Genomic DNA, 15,476 nt, shown 5'->3' with positions numbered 1-15,476 from the left:
GTAGTTCCCCCCGGATTATTCAATTATGACGAGAAATTTTTCATGAATACCAGAGTGTTACACTGAAAGTGTCACCAATTTCCCGGAATACTACCCGATCCCCCATGTGCTTAATAATTAGGGGTACACCTCGGCCCAGTCCATCGATGTAGCGAAGGTTGTCCATGAGTTTTACCAGGAAAATATTGCGGGGAGCGGAATTTCCATAGCGTATCATTTCCAGGGTCAGTGAATTGGCTACTTTTCCCGGATTTCGCACTTCAATTCTGTCCTTATACAGAAAAATCTGGATTTTCTGATTCGACATGGAGTAGTCACGGTGACAAACTGCATTAACAAGCACTTCACGAAGAACCGTTCGGCTTATTGCCAGGGTGTCTTTTCTGCGGGCTGTTTCATCCAGGACTAAAGGCTCCGGAACATGCAGCAATAGAAAACCCAATGCATTGTCCACCTGTTCGGGCAGAACTCCATCTATTTCTTTTTTCTGGATTACATCATCACTAATATCAACCCCATTGATGACTGCGACGGTAAGAGCAGCATGAGGTAAATACTTCTGCGGATTCTGTGCAAACACCAACATGCCACCAACACTTGGTACCAGTTCAGTATCGCCATCAGTAAGAATACTGCTATTCTTCAGTATTCTGATTTGCTCATCATAATCAGTAGTTCGATACTCCAGTTCATATACATCCGAGAAATACCGGGCGATTCTGTTTTGATCCAGATCGTCCACTGAGGCATGGTTAACGGCAGAGATATCGAAGTGAACCAATCCGGAAGCCTGGAACAGACGACTCAGTTCTTCCTTGGTGGCTTGTCGAACGGTAGAACCCACCCGTATCCAGAATTTCCCGTCCTGCACTGTTTGATAGGGTTTATCTTTGCCTTTGGGAATAATTAATACTCCAACAGCACTTCCGTGAATTTCTGTAATAGTAAAATCGACTGTAAGAGAAGGGTTTACAGAACTACGGGAAATATTACTGACCCACTCCTCCCAGTTTTTGTCTTGAGTCAATCCGCTAACTTCGCCATCATTCTGAATTCCAAGCAGAATGACACCACCAACGGTATTTGCCATAGACACTATTTCTCTGGCCAGAGACTCAGAGCGCACACGGTGATCTTTGAACTCTACTGTCTTGTTTTCGCCAGATTCCAGAAGAAACAGCACATCACTCTTAGTCAAAATCAATCTCCAATGTATGAAGCATATCACAATTCAAACTTTTCAGCAAAAAAACATACGCTCATGCCTTTGGTGGAGGTACATCGGTAGTTATATAGGGAGCTATTAATTCCATGAATCGCGCCACCTGTTTTTTACTGTACAGGGGAATACAAGTTTGTCTGGCTTTTTTAAACGGCTTCCCGGGCGAAATCTCGAGTACTTCAAGCATCTGAAGAATTGAATCCAGCTCATCACTATTTTTTGCAAGTAATCGAACCTCGCTCCCTTTTTTGTATACCTGTGATCCTTCCTGCTTCTGACGCTCCGGTTTTTGTAATCTTACATAACCGTTCCTCAAAAAAATTGCAGCTATTTCTTTTTTTGCCTGTTCCTTGTTCATAAAAACTCACTGTTTACACCGGAAAATTTTCCTCTTGATTATAACATAAAAGTTGTTGAGTAGCAAAAAATTGGCTTGATTAACAGGAAATTATAGCCTAATATTTCCCTATGCAAAAGGAAATAATCCTGCAGTACTTCCTTGATAGGCAGTCCGCGCAGGGTCGGCGGAGTTTTATTCCACGTGAGCTGCGAATAGATCTTGATTTTCACCGGCAAACCGGAAAAATCGCGGCGATTCTGGGTACCCGCCGATCAGGTAAATCTACATATTTACTACAGCTGCAGCAGCAGATGGGCCTTGATTCCCGCCAGGCAATCTGGATGGATTTTACGGAATATCTGTGGCAGGATTTCCAGGCTTCTGACTGGAAATTACTATGGGAAAGCGCTCTGGAAATTTGTGCTCCATATGAGCCGGTATTTTTTCTGGATGAGATCCAGCAGGTAGCTGATTTTGAATCCGGACTTCGTTATCTGCAGAACCAGAATGCATTGATCATTATTACCGGTTCCAATTCGTCTTTGTTCAATCGTAATCTTGCAGAGTCTCTCCGTGGCAAAGTACTGAGCTATGATTTGTTTCCGCTGAGTTTTCGTGAATTCCTGTTGTTTCGGAATTGGGAGAATGAAACATTGGTCTCGGGGACCAGCCTGCCTCTGGATAGTCGAAAAAATGCACAACTGAATAACCTACTGGATGAATATCTTCAGTGGGGTGGTTTTCCGGAGGTAGTACTGGCAGCTGATCCTGAACTGAAACTGCATCTGCTTAAGTCTTATGTGGATACCATGCTGCTGCGTGATGTAGTGGAACGTCATGAGATCAAAAATATTGTACTTGTGGAAAAGCTGTTTCAGAAGGCTTTGCTTTCATTCACCAAGACCTTTTCGGTTCACAAGTGGTACAACGATTTCAAAAGTCAGGGTATGCGTTTATCCAAGGATACATTGTATGACTATCTGCATTATCTTGAGGAAAGTCTTTTTTTAATTACGCTTCAAAACTCAGCGAATTCAGCTGCTGCACGCAAAATCTATCTCATAGATAACGGTTTGTATCAAACAATCCGCCCCAGGGCAGACAAGGGTCAGCTTTGGGAGAACGCATGTCTACTTGAACTCCTGCGGTCGGGAATAAAACCCGGTTTCTGGCTTGATGATCAGGGTGAGATTGACTTTATTACCCCATCCGAGTTGATTCAGGTCAGCCTGGAACTGCATGGTGACAATCTGCAGCGTGAGCAAAAACCTCTACAGCGTCTGGCACAGCGATTTCCCGATGCCCGGTCTGTACTCTGGCTGCGCAGCCGCTCTGACGCTGTGAGCACAGATTCTGATATTTCCCTGCGCTATGGGCTTTAATCAATCTTCTCACAAATGTTGCTAAACCTATTTAAATGACTTATCTTTAATTTATAATATATATTCAGGACTACCGTATGCAGAAAGTTGTGATTGCCGAAGACAGTACCATAGTTACCGAACTCATTCAGGTGTTTTTTCATGAAATTCTGCCTGATTATGAGCTTTTCATGACAGAAAACGGGGCCGAGGCGGTCGCCAAGGCCCTCGAAGTGCATCCTGATCTGATTATTCTGGACATCAACATGCCGGTAATGGACGGCATAGAGGCTGCCCGCAGCATGCGGACCCACCGCAGCCTTGCCGATACCCCGATTCTCGCATGGTCCACCAATATCGAATATGACAAATGCCGCCAGGCCGGTATTAACGACTTTATCGAAAAACCGATCCAGCTGCATCTGCTCAAGGAAAAAGTCTGCGGCTGCCTGAATCTCTAATCAATCTTCATCAATCTGCATGTCATAAAACAGGTGAATATCGCTCAGGTCTTCCATTCCTGCGTCATGGATTGTTTTTACAAGCTTGTTATACCACGTGCCGGAATATCTTATACCAACCGTAATTTCTATGGTTTCTGATTCCTCAAGGCTTTTAAATACCAGACGCCAGTTACCACTGTCATCGATAAGGGAGTTATAGTTCAGGTATGTGTAATTCCCGCTGTCTTCAATATATCGTGCCTGAACCCACAGATTTTCAATGCCGGCGCTTGATCCATTCACCAGTATTTCCATACTCCCGCTCCAGACTACCAGATCCGCATGGTAGCTCAGCTCAATGTCTTCGTTTGAATCTGTATACTCATGCAGAAAATCAGATATCTCAAGCTGCACATAGACATCCATATACATAAAAGACAGTGAAAAATACAGTGTTTCTGCCTCAAAGGGTTCTGCAGCAAAGTACCAGCTACCGTCTTCCTGTACCATTGCTTCACCGATCCGGCTCCCCCAGTGTCGATCTTCCGAAGAATAAACATCCACATATAAATATTCAAAATCATCCAATGATACATTTGCAGTGAAATCCAGCGTCCCACCTATACCAATCAGCTCTGTGGCATAGTTCAGCTGCAGGTTCTGAATATCGCTGTTGTGAACCCGAATTGTCTCTGCCGGATCCAGTCTCTGCCAGGAGCCATTGTAACGGTACTCTATCCTGACATAGAGATCGGTTTCCTCCTGCAGTTCTTCCAGAGAGAAATTCCAGTTTCCATCTTCGTCAGCCCACTGGCCGACGGCAGTCTGGGACCAATGGCGTTCTTCATTCCAATATAAAGTAATGTATTCAATCTCTACATTTTCGCTTGAACCGTTGACTAATACCTCAACATTGCCGTTCATGCGGATAATCGGAAGGAAAGAATCCTCCTGAATACTGACTGCCCAACTGGTCGTTCTGTTTTCAGCAATCCGCAAAATGTGGCTTTCTGTTGCCTGTGAACCACTGTCGTTCAGAACTTTCACTGAAGCAAAATAATAACCGGCTTCAAGCTCAGCTTCAGCTGAAGCACTGTAGGGAGTTAGCTGAATATCAAGATCCGTCTCTGAATCAGAGTACCTTTGTACCATTGTCGGATACGATCTGAGCGTTATTTCATATTCTGTTATTCCAGTATCAGCCGGCAGTTCCAGGCTCCAGGAAAATAGGCCGCTGCCTTCATTACTGGAAGGAGAACCGAGTATGATTTCTTCGTTCAATACCTGCCCGGCCTCTGCACTGATTTCCAGGCTGGTTTCAGCAACAATCTGCACGCTTCCCTCGTACTCTATATACCCATAGGCATGAATACGCCAGGAACCTGGGTCGAGTTCAACTCCCCGAAAAAATCCGGTGGTTGATTCTATGTCATCCTGGGCTGTCTGGTCTGCATCCAGGGACTCGAAGCTCAAACGGAATTTCGTGAACTGTGGAATGTCAGGTTCAATATTGCGAGCCATGCTTTCATTAGCGGCAGCATGAAGATTGAGTACCATCCGGTCATTAGAAGTCTGTATCTCCTCGAACCCATTAAACAGATTCTGACATGCCGTCAGACTCAGAATTAAACCTAAAATAAGCAGGAAGCCTACAACTATTCGTGCCTTCATACTCACACCTCCCTGTCTTTAATGGTTATCCGTATGTTTCCGGAACGGAAGACTTCACCCTGGGTAATCACCACAGTCACTGTGTATACGCCTGGATCACGGCTAGTATAATAAAACGTGACTTCACTATTGTTTGTTCGCCATAGAGATCCGTTTACGTACCAGCGGATCTCATCAAAGTCTTCAGATACCGACAGATATACCATATAGTCTTCACCCGTGCGAAACACTGTCAGCTCGTTTGACGGGAACACCTCGAATTCTTCATGTTCCGAGTCGAAAAAGCGGATAACTATTCCCGACTCCCACTGTGCGTACAGAATTACATTCCCGTCTTCGATTATCAGACTGTCCCCCGCCTGGAAGGATTCGCCCTCTCCGTTGGGCTCTGTATTCCAGCCCATAAAGTCGCGATCAAGGTAAGACAGGTCATCCCCCTTCTCGAGAACGATCGCCTGTTCCCCGCTGCTGTAAGTTTTCGAATCTGAAGGCGGTGAACCACTTCCTCCATTCGCCCTGTACAAAACCCTGTGTGAATCACCCTGCTCTGTGCTGGTACCGGTACCGGTACCGGACTGATCATTGTTCAGACCAGTATCACAGCCAAGCAGAAGAAATCCCAATACAAACAAGGCCGCTGCGCCCCGTATGCATGTGGATACATTTTTTCTCCTCATGCCTTCCCCCTTTTCTTTAGTATACATACTAAACTATTATCCGAAGATTTCCAGTGAAAAATTAAATCCTAATGATTAGTAATTCTCTAAGAAATATACCATCTGGTAGATGGCAGCTCCGCTATGTGTGGTTAGCTTTATAGAAAACTATATTTCGGAGGATACTATGTACAAAAGATTGGCTGCGCTGGCGCTTATAGCTGCCGCGGTGCTCTGGCTCCTTACAGCCTGTGAGAACCCGGTTTCGGTTTCGGGATCAGATTCCATTGCAGACACGACCCAGGACACGACCGGCGGGGGCAGCTCTGAGAATTGGGATTCGACTTCAACTGATACGACTTCGTCGGATTCACCTGCGGCATCGCTAATATCCATCAGCTTTGACGGAAATGGGGCAACTGAGGGCAGCGCTCCAGAGGGCATGAGCTTTGAATCCGGCGCAGAAGTCACTATTCCTGGTCGGGCTACTCTGCAAAAACAGGACAGCAGTGGCAGCTCAAGTTCCAGCGCAAGCATGGCCGGAAGCACAGAAGCAGAAAGCTCGAGCCGTTTTGTTATCGCCCTGCCGGATCCACCTCCTGAAGATCCATACCTGCAGTTCGCCGGCTGGAATACACAGGCAGACGGTACGGGTACGAGCTACCATCCGGGTTCCAGAGCCATCTTCACAAGCTCGACCACCCTCTATGCACGCTGGTTCGATTCCTCGGAAGTCTTCACGGTTCAACTTGAGATTGAAGAATACCAGGGAGCAACCAGCTGGATCGGCATGGATATAAGCGGCTACCACGTGAATAACCACTATGTAATCGGAGATCAGTTTGTACTGCTGGATCTTGAAACCATGCTGCAGAGAACCGGAAATACCTACACCCTGCCGGAGAACAAGCTCTTCGGCGGCTGGCGGAATATTGGAAGTGGAGCGCTGTATCAGCCCGGTGAAATCTGGGAGCTGAGTAACAGCAGTACCAATCACCTCAGATTCCGGCTCGAGCTGATTGATGCTCCGTTCACTCTGGAACTGGATTACAATGGCGCAACCGAGCTGAACGGTCCACTCAGTCTTGAAATTGAGGCTTATGACGGTATTCATGTAGATGATCTGCCCCAGCCTGAACGTGAGGGTATGATTTTCAAGGGCTGGTGGTCTCCCTATGAAGACAGCTATGTAATTACATTTTTCGATATGCCAGCTCAGAATACCAGTCTCATCGCAAAATGGGCAGCTCTAGTAGAGTTCGAAAGCAACGGCGGCAGTGCCGTAACAAGCATAGAAATCGAACTGGATAATGGTCAGTCAGGAACATTTACTGAACCGGCCCCCCCCACCCGCAGCAGCTATGTGTTTGAGGGCTGGTTCAGCGATCCGGATCTGACCCAGGCATGGAACTTCAGTACTCCGATCACTGCCGGCATGACGCTCTACGCTGGCTGGAGAATTGCTGCTGAAATACTGCCGCAACACGGACACGACATCGGATTTGTCGACTGGCTCTTTGACCCGCCCACACTGGAAGTCCGCTACCGCATGGATGATCAGTCTCATATAGAGTGGATAGCACCGGGCCTGGAAGAAGGCCTGCACTACACGATTGACAACAGCCTGGCAGACATTGTGTCCGGAGGAAAAACCTACCGGGTCAGCAGACTGATTATTGCCGACCGCGACGACCTGCCCGAGGGAGACTATAGCGACACTGTCGAGTTCCGCATTGTCCGCAACGGCATTTCCGAGCTTACAAGCTCCAGGTTCCTGGACATACCCGCAAATCGAACACCGAATATCGTGTGGTTCCCGCAAACAACATTGACCAGAACATCTTCCAACAGCATGAGTCTCAGTATTGCAGTGTGGGACTACGAAACACGTCCCGAAAACCTGACGGTAAACGTAATCAGCAGCAACCCGAATGCTGTATTCCCCTGGGGAGCCAGCTTTGCCCAGAACCAGATCGTTGCACACCATTCCTCAGGCAGCCTTCATGGAGTACCGGTGCAGGTCAGTAATCGATCCTTTACTATGGTCCTGAATAGTACCGAACCGATTACAACCCAGCTCACCATTAGAGTCACCGACGCTGACGGAACAATCAGAACAGAATCCCGCATTATTACCATAAATTGATTCATGAAAAGAACAGCCCCGGCGTTTTACCGGGGCTGCGCCGGGGCTTTGTAGCTTACCTATTCAATTATTACCTTGATTTTTTTCAGGACTTCATGGAGCAGGCCTTCCTTAATTCTCTCGATGTATTCAATATTCCGTTTTTTCCAGTCCAGACTCTTGATTTGATCGCTCAATACACAGCCATTTATAGTTTTTCCTGAAATCCCCACTTCGAATGGATATCCCTTTACTTTGCTGGTTATTGGACAAAAAATACCCAGACCGGTTTTTTTATTATATGATTGATAAGAGAGCACTAATGCTGGTCTGCGACCTTTTTGTTCATGACCTGATTGAGGATTGAAATCAAGCCACACAACATCCCCTCTTTCAGGTATATAAGATGTACCTACCATTCTTCATTGCCCATCGATGAGCCAGTTTCCACGGCTTCATGCATGTTTTCTCCAGTCACCCCTTCCAATAATTCATCCAGGGTATTTTTTTTTGGCACAATGACTATTTTTCCATCTTCTGCTGAAATATCAACTGCACTTCCATTTCTTAAATCAAAATCCTTTGTATATACCGCCGGGATTCGTATTCCCAGGCTGTTTCCCCACTTCTGTACAACAGTTTGCATACTTCGCCTCCTGTCTAAAGGTTATACATTGTATATCCACAAGTCAAGTATACAATGTATAACCCTGTATTGGGGCCGGTATTACAGTATAGGTGTTAATTCCTGACCATAAAAAATTCCATATCGTCCAGATCCAGAACTATGTTATCCACATCGCTGGTACCGAAGGTATATGCGTCCTCTGAAATAAATATCAGCTCATTACCATCCGCATCCATTACATTTAAAGCTATGAAATAATGCTGGTCTGCAGCTGTCTTGCTCAAGATGATAAACCATTCCGGAGTACTTTCTTCAGATGACCACATCACATTATCTTCATCCAAATCATCTTTAAAAAAATACAGTCCATAAGGCATCTGAATTCCTGATTCGGATGCAGCATCTGCAAAGATACCGCTGATTTTTACTGTCTCTGAATTTAGCCCTATATCGGCCATGTCACTGTCTTTTACACTCACAGAAGCTTCAATGTCTATCATTACATAACCAAATCTGTCTTCAAATCCTGCTCCGAAGCGGAAGTAGATATCTGTCTCAGAATCAAATGCAAGTAATGACATGGACCAGCTCCCGTCAGCTGCAATCTCGTCTCCTCCGATTTCCACTTCTCTGCTTCCATCAAGATAATATGCGAACATAAACACTTCTGGTTCATACGGGAAATAATCATTCAGATCGTGTTCCAGGGTTCCACTGATCTGAAAGGTGTCTCCGCTGTAAATCAGCTCAATATCACTAACATCATCAGAATGAAACTCTGTACCAACTGGTAATTCAGCTTGATAATACGAGTCTTCAAACCGGAAAGTTAGCGTAAAATAAATGCTCCCTGGTTCCTCGAAATTCTGTAGAACCATTGACCATGTCCCATCCGGATTAACAGTAACACCGTTAATCAGATGATCCCATCTATCTCTGTCCGGGTTGCTGTAGGCCATCAACCTCAAATTATCAACATCACTGGAACCGTTAATACTGACCTGTGCTGTGCCACTTAGCGTCTTCAGAATAAAATCAGCGGTCAAATCAATATTTTCTTTATTTTCATTATACAGTGACAGGGTATCCGGAAAGTATATGTGGTATCTGTCATCGTCATAACGGATTTCCAGACTGACATAAATCGTGGTTGCCTCTTCAAATTTCTGTAGATACATTGACCAGTTTTCGTTGCCGTCAGCATCCAGATTAAGCCCTACAGATGAAATACGGCTCCAGTAGGGTTTATTTTCATCGAGATAAAAATGAAGCTCGACGTTTTGTAAATCATCAGGTGTATCAACATTAAGTTCTAATGTTCCGTTGATCTGAATCAGATCCTCGGAATGAACAAGTTCAATGTCCGAAACATCACTCTTATAAATCTCCTGCTCATGCACTATACCAGACTTAAAATACCTGCCAGCATACCTGTAGCTCAATTCGAAATACACTGCCGTAGGTTCCTGAAGTGATTCAGTTGTTATAGACCAGGTAGTCGTATCCGCGTCCAGAAATGAGGAACCAATACGTGAAGACCAGTGCATAGAAGGTCGTGTATATACCTGCATTGTTATTTGATATATTCTCTCTCCATTGGCGAATACCTCTGCGTTGCCGCTCAAAGTAATCAGTTTGAGTAGATCACTTTTACTGAAAACAATATCCCAGCTCGTCTGACGATTCGAGTAGACGTGTATAACATTCATTTCCACAGCTACTGAATCCTGGTTCCACGCTTTAGCAGTCACCAGGTAGTAGCCTGGGTCCAGTGAAACAACATTATCAACTTCTATACTGGCGGTCTCTGTTTCTACATCTTCAGCTGTTACTGAATGAACTTCACTACCATCCATTTTCTGAATGAGCAAATCATACTTGTTTATTCCAGCACCGGCAGTAAGCACCATACTGTAGGAGAAATCGCCTTCTGCACCATCCTGATAGGTCCCAAGAATCATACTCTCGGAAATGCCCTGACCTGCCTCAACAGTTAGAACTGTGCTGGCATCAGCAATTACAAAATCCTGTCCCCGGAATTCTGCATATCCATAAGCAGAAATTTCCCACTCTCCAGCTTCCAGCACAATTCCAGTAAAAACTCCGGTTGTAGACTCAATATCATCTACTGCTGTCTGGCTGTCCAGTGGAGCAAAGCTCAATCGATAATTTGTGAACTCAGGTGTATCCGGAAGGATCGCTCTGCTATTTGCATTCATGGAAACACTGAGAATTCCATGAGTGCTGCTGTCTATTCCTGTCTGCTTACCCATCTCATCGAAATTGGTGAACGGATTCTGACATGCAAGTAACATTCCTGAAAAAAGAAGCGGTAGAATACCGAATTTAATTATTTTCATCATACTATTTCCCCTACGGCACTATCTTGAATTTTACGCTTGCTGAATACGGAATGTCACCTTTAAAAACTATGATAGTAAAAGTGTAAACCCCGACTTCCATTTCATCTGACCAGAACGAATACTCCGTTTCATCGTCAAATCCCTCTATTCGATCACCGTTTAAATACCACTGGTATGAATCAAATCCTTCAGTTATAGTTATTTCTACCCATCGATAATCGCTCTGCTTTAGCGAGTACTCGGAATTCGATCCAATTACAAATTCTTCAGTTTCATCATCCTGAAAACTCAGAAACACATATGGTTCCCATTGAGCAAACAGATTCACATCTGCATCTACTATTTCAATGCTATCCCCTTCCTGGTAGCTGTCTCCCTGTTCATCTGCCTGTGTATTCCAGCCAGCAAACATATGATTTTCTTTGCTCAGGCCGGATTCTCCCAGTACCACAGCATCTTCACCGCTCAGGTATTGCTGATCATCCACCGGAGCACTGCCGCTCCCGCCATTGGCATGATACAGCACATAATACACTGGTAATGTTTCATCGGGATCAGTAATCACCGATTCATCTTCACCGGCCGCACTGCTATCTGTGCTGCTATCTGTGCTGCTATCTGTGCTGACACGGCTGTCTGAGCTGTCCACAATCTCCGGACAACCCGACAACATTACCAGCGCGAAAAGTACCACTGCTGTTTTCAGCAGCAGAGACCAATTTCTGCAATTCTGCATTTTTTCCTCCTCCAGGAATCTCATTATATCAATCTTTTCCTGACATAATATGAAATATTTAATAAAAAACCCCGCATGCAATCCGATTTCGACTGTATGCGGGGTCCAGGTGTTTCTAATTCACGTTCGTACCGGAGAATCTAGTAAAGGCCATTCGCCGGTGAACTCTCGCCTTCCCAGTTCCGGACTACTACCCGATTGAAATTTGTAATTCCATTCCAGAACGAATATGTATGCGATCCATCCTGTTTTCCTCCCCACACAAGATCACCCTCGGTCAGGGTTCCACTGTCGTCCTGGTCAATAAACACGGTGTAGCCATGGTACACTCCCCGATCAAGATCCAGATCAAAGGTGATAAGTCCTTCTGCATCTGTATTTGCTGTCAGTTCTTCGAGAAGTATCAGGGGTCCGTTCACTGTTCCGGCTACCTGGTCATACGGAACCTCATACAGTCTGAAACCGGCATTTTCGGTAAGCGCTCCGAAATCGATAGTCGCAGACATAAATATGTCCACGCCGATACCAGGAATTATGTCTGATGAAGCACTGGTATAACCATCCGCCTTCGCTACCAGCAGATAGTTGAAGACATTATGTTCAAAGTCAGCGATTGGAAGTCCTTCGTAACCGATTAAATCCTCACCTGTAATATACTTATGTTCATATTTGTTTGAACTATCATTTATGGTTGCGAAATAGATATCATCCTGTCCCAATTGGTCTATTTCCTTCACTTCGTTATCGTTCAAGGACCAGTACAAAATGTATTCCTCTGCGTTGGCAACGGCATTCCATGAAATAGAAATTCCCTCTCTACTGGTATTGATACTCACCTCAGGGCTGCTCAATACTTTAGGTGTCTCCGATGCCCCAGTAGTGTCACAACCTGCCAGCACAAGGCCGAAGCCCGCCAGCAAAACAATTAACAGGACTGCTGCAAGCCTGCGAAGTAAATGATTACTTCTACGATTTCTTTTCTCCATAAAATTAAAACCTCCAAAAATTTTTCTACCTCTTTTACTTGCGCTAATAATAACCCGCCTTTTTAGTAAAAACCATTACTTATTATGTATTCAGGGTCATTCTGTATATTTATACAGCAGTAGTTGTACGGATTCATTTAAAACAATTGTTGATTCATGACAATTCATGGACTATGCTTGGTATCAGATGCAGATAAATCCACGATCCTACGCAAAATCAGCATTTCTGTTGATGAGGCTTCCTCTCCTCCTGATTTCTGCAACCATACTTGTCTGGTTTATACTGGGCCAGATTCAAAGTGCTACTCTCGAAAACGGGCTACGTATTGTTACTTTTATACTGGTCATGACTGCGGTGCTGCTGAGTGTCTGGTTTCATGCCAATCGGACTTTTTTCAATTCTCTTCTGATTTTTCTGCTGGTGTTGTACTCGCTTATGATAGGGGCTGCAGACTTTCAGTTGTTCTTGACTTCTGAGGCTGTGCATGTACTGCAGCTGACTATGCCCCTGTGTATGGTGCTGGTTTCACTTTCGAGCAAGCGCAGAATTTTTTCCGGTTTTAATCTCCTCTGGATTATTCTCATGCTCATTATCTCAGCCTATGTGATTCTGCTTCCCTACTATCCCATGCTGAGGGGCCCACTGCAGAAAATCATTGATTTAAGACTGATTCCAGAATTTATGAGACCCGAGAGTTGGGCTGTTACGGATATAGCTATCCTGCTGGGAGTGGCTGGTGCCATGGTCATGGTCTGGATTTCACTGGACAGGCGGAATGAGCCGGCTTTTTCTTCTGCCTGGATCGGTGCCTATATTACCATGTGCATTGGTCTGTTTCTGCTACCGCAGCCGCTTGTTTCGCTGCTCTGGTATGCAGCCTCGGCTGCATCGATCTGTATTGCCCTTATTCAGCATGCCTACGCCCTGGCATATATGGATGAACTGACAAGGGTTCCCAACCGACGGGCTCTTCAGGAGCAGCTTCTGCATCTGAATCCTCCCTATGCCATTGCTATGGTGGATATTGATCATTTCAAGAAGTTCAACGATACGCATGGTCATGACATCGGGGATCAGGTTCTGCGGCGCACGGCATCCCAGCTGACAACTGTCGGCGGCGGGGGCAAGGTGTTCCGCTATGGCGGAGAAGAGTTTACGATTCTCTTTCCCGGCAAGGACTGCCGGGAGGCTGCCAGATACTGCGATGCTGTTCGGAGCATGATTGCTGAATCGGCATTTCATAAAAGGGAATCCGCATCAAAGAAAACGAAATCATCCCAAAAACGGGCCAGCCGTGCAAAAGCCCTGTATGTGACCATCAGCATTGGGGTATCCGAACCCTCTGAACGCTATCCTGATAATGAAAAGGTGATTCTGCGCGCAGACAAGGCCTTGTACCGCGCCAAGAGTCAAGGCCGGAATCGGGTTGTAGCCGGGAGATAGGCTCTATCTAATTACCCAGGGATTTTCGATTCTATGCCACTCTGCAATAGCATTCCAGATAACAGGCCAGCCCATCAGAAGCTGACCCCACTTCCTAAATAAATGCTGCCAGGTTTCATGGGCAGTTTCTGCTGAACCGGAGATCTGAAGTTCTCGAGGTATGAAATCTCCAGGATCGTTCATACCGTTTTTAATACGGGAAATAAATCTGTTCACATCCCTGGCCCAGTAACGGGGTTTTCCATGGTGCTCATGCAGCAGATGCTGAAAGGATTGAATACCGGGGATCACCGACTCCATCCAGATTTTTCTGCAGTACAGCATCCATTCTCTGTAGGAAAGCCCGGAAAGATCCAGGAGTGCCTGTCCGAAGTATTCGTAATCCGTGGGACTACCAGGGGATTCGTCATATAATGTGGCAATGAGTCCATTAAGCGTTGTTAGTACATGCCGGCCCAGGCTTGAACCTACGTTCTGGTAATCGGCAGTAGTAAAGGCTTGTTTATCCTCCCCATTGTGAAACAGCATGAAAGGAAGCGCTGCCGTGCAGGCTCCCGGATGACAGGCCCCCAGTAGGGTCTGCCAGATATGCTCCTGCATGCGGAGATGGGGGAAAAAAGGGGGAACGAATGTTCGGCAGTCAATTGCCATTGCTCCGGCAAAGGTGAGCGGATTCGGGACAAGAAGCTTATCACTCTGGGTAAAACAATATGGCCTGGACTTCAATTCTGCGTATGAAGACTTACCTGCTTCAATGCTCTGCCGAAAGGGCTGTTTTATGGTCAGAAGAGAAAACGGTACATCGAACCAGCGTCCGCCGTAAAACCCTGTGTTTGTCCCTCGTATGAGACCTTCAGTTTTAATTCCGGTATGCGGATCTGTCTGAACGCAGCTTGTTCCAAGATGTTCTGTAAGCTCATGACATACATTGCCATTCCATGGCTCACTTATTTCCATAAACAGCTTTTCACAATGAAAGGCCCCTGCAATCAGTTCCCTGAAACGGTCGGCTTCAATAATAACCTCAGGTTTTAACTGCCGGGGACGTAGAAAAACATCGTCATCGAAGCTTACAAGACTTTTTCCGGCAGACAGAGCAAGCTGGGAATTCTGGTTGGCTCCCGGGGCTTTCAGTTCAGGTACCTTGTTTGAACCAAACAGGAAAAAATCAACACTGTCCGGGTGTACCTGTTCGCAATTCCGCGAATCCAGCATGATTTTTTTCAGCGATTCAGATAGGCAGAGTTTTTCCTGGATACCCCAGTATTGCCCGGCACAGTTCCACTGCTGATTTTTTTCTTCAAGCAGGTCTTTTTTTGCCTGTATGGTTTCAGGACTATGAGAGCCATCGCAAACCAGCAGCCTGAAGCCCGCATCATTTCCCATAACAGCAGGACCCAGGGTCTCCAGTGACTGAGTAAAGGTAGTCAGCCTGTCACAGGTCAGACTTGTCAGGATGACGGTACCATCATCCTGGCATCTGGCATTCTGCCTATTCATT

The 15,476-nt window shown here is 45.7% G+C and carries 14 protein-coding genes; 4 read left to right on the top strand and 10 right to left on the bottom strand.

All coding sequences use genetic code 11. The features are described from left to right. Positions 1–40: 40 nt before the first annotated feature. Both ACYQ2L_RS13690 and ACYQ2L_RS13685 read right to left on the bottom strand, forming a co-directional pair. A complete protein-coding gene (locus ACYQ2L_RS13690; protein WP_460056785.1) occupies positions 41–1,198 on the bottom strand; it encodes an RNA-binding domain-containing protein in 1,158 nt (385 codons plus the stop codon). Between the two features lie 61 nt (positions 1,199–1,259). Further along, positions 1,260–1,580: a hypothetical protein gene (locus ACYQ2L_RS13685; RefSeq protein ID WP_460056782.1), complete on the bottom strand. Its 321-nt coding sequence runs from the start codon at positions 1,578–1,580 to the stop codon at positions 1,260–1,262. Between the two features lie 110 nt (positions 1,581–1,690). Here ACYQ2L_RS13685 and ACYQ2L_RS13680 point away from each other — a divergent pair, with 110 nt between their 5' ends. Both ACYQ2L_RS13680 and ACYQ2L_RS13675 read left to right on the top strand, forming a co-directional pair. Then, complete coding sequence (locus ACYQ2L_RS13680) at positions 1,691–2,944, top strand: ATP-binding protein (protein ID WP_460056780.1); 1,254 nt, start codon at positions 1,691–1,693, stop codon at positions 2,942–2,944. A gap of 77 nt (positions 2,945–3,021) precedes the next feature. Continuing rightward, on the top strand, positions 3,022–3,384 hold the full coding sequence (locus ACYQ2L_RS13675) for a response regulator (protein WP_460056778.1): 363 nt from the start codon (positions 3,022–3,024) through the stop codon (positions 3,382–3,384). Here ACYQ2L_RS13675 and ACYQ2L_RS13670 read toward each other — a convergent pair whose 3' ends face one another. Both ACYQ2L_RS13670 and ACYQ2L_RS13665 read right to left on the bottom strand, forming a co-directional pair. Further along, positions 3,385–5,037, bottom strand: a complete 1,653-nt coding sequence (locus tag ACYQ2L_RS13670; protein ID WP_460056776.1) for a hypothetical protein — start codon at positions 5,035–5,037, stop codon at positions 3,385–3,387. Positions 5,038–5,039: 2 nt separating this feature from the next. After that, positions 5,040–5,714, bottom strand: coding sequence for an InlB B-repeat-containing protein (locus ACYQ2L_RS13665; protein ID WP_460056774.1), 675 nt, complete (start codon positions 5,712–5,714; stop codon positions 5,040–5,042). 166 nt (positions 5,715–5,880) lie between these two features. Here ACYQ2L_RS13665 and ACYQ2L_RS13660 point away from each other — a divergent pair, with 166 nt between their 5' ends. After that, positions 5,881–7,839, top strand: coding sequence for an InlB B-repeat-containing protein (locus ACYQ2L_RS13660; protein WP_460056771.1), 1,959 nt, complete (start codon positions 5,881–5,883; stop codon positions 7,837–7,839). A 59-nt stretch (positions 7,840–7,898) separates the two neighbouring features. Here ACYQ2L_RS13660 and mazF read toward each other — a convergent pair whose 3' ends face one another. From mazF to ACYQ2L_RS13635, 5 genes are all read right to left on the bottom strand, one after another. Further along, positions 7,899–8,237 (bottom strand): endoribonuclease MazF, encoded by a 339-nt coding sequence (gene mazF / locus ACYQ2L_RS13655; RefSeq protein ID WP_460056769.1) that lies wholly within the window; start codon positions 8,235–8,237, stop codon positions 7,899–7,901. Further along, positions 8,231–8,464 (bottom strand): AbrB/MazE/SpoVT family DNA-binding domain-containing protein, encoded by a 234-nt coding sequence (locus ACYQ2L_RS13650; RefSeq protein WP_460056766.1) that lies wholly within the window; start codon positions 8,462–8,464, stop codon positions 8,231–8,233. Before ACYQ2L_RS13650 ends, mazF begins: the two co-directional genes overlap by 7 nt. 95 nt (positions 8,465–8,559) lie before the next feature. Continuing rightward, positions 8,560–10,809 carry a hypothetical protein gene (locus tag ACYQ2L_RS13645; protein ID WP_460056763.1) on the bottom strand — a complete coding sequence of 750 codons (2,250 nt, stop codon included), beginning with the start codon at positions 10,807–10,809 and terminating at the stop codon, positions 8,560–8,562. A gap of 10 nt (positions 10,810–10,819) precedes the next feature. Then, positions 10,820–11,545: an InlB B-repeat-containing protein gene (locus ACYQ2L_RS13640; RefSeq protein WP_460056760.1), complete on the bottom strand. Its 726-nt coding sequence runs from the start codon at positions 11,543–11,545 to the stop codon at positions 10,820–10,822. 140 nt (positions 11,546–11,685) lie between these two features. Continuing rightward, on the bottom strand, positions 11,686–12,531 hold the full coding sequence (locus tag ACYQ2L_RS13635) for a hypothetical protein (RefSeq protein ID WP_460056757.1): 846 nt from the start codon (positions 12,529–12,531) through the stop codon (positions 11,686–11,688). 187 nt (positions 12,532–12,718) lie between these two features. On the opposite strand from ACYQ2L_RS13635, the gene ACYQ2L_RS13630 reads away from it, so the two are divergent. Then, positions 12,719–13,975 (top strand): GGDEF domain-containing protein, encoded by a 1,257-nt coding sequence (locus tag ACYQ2L_RS13630; RefSeq protein ID WP_460056754.1) that lies wholly within the window; start codon positions 12,719–12,721, stop codon positions 13,973–13,975. Between the two features lie 3 nt (positions 13,976–13,978). On the opposite strand, the gene ACYQ2L_RS13625 is transcribed toward ACYQ2L_RS13630, so the two are convergent. Further along, positions 13,979–15,475 carry a hypothetical protein gene (locus ACYQ2L_RS13625; protein WP_460056751.1) on the bottom strand — a complete coding sequence of 499 codons (1,497 nt, stop codon included), beginning with the start codon at positions 15,473–15,475 and terminating at the stop codon, positions 13,979–13,981. Between the last annotated feature and the right edge of the window lies 1 nt (position 15,476).

The organism is Spirochaeta dissipatitropha (genome assembly GCF_054657935.1).
The sequence above is the reverse complement of the archived record's forward strand: the minus strand, read 5'-3'. Positions and strand labels throughout refer to the sequence as shown.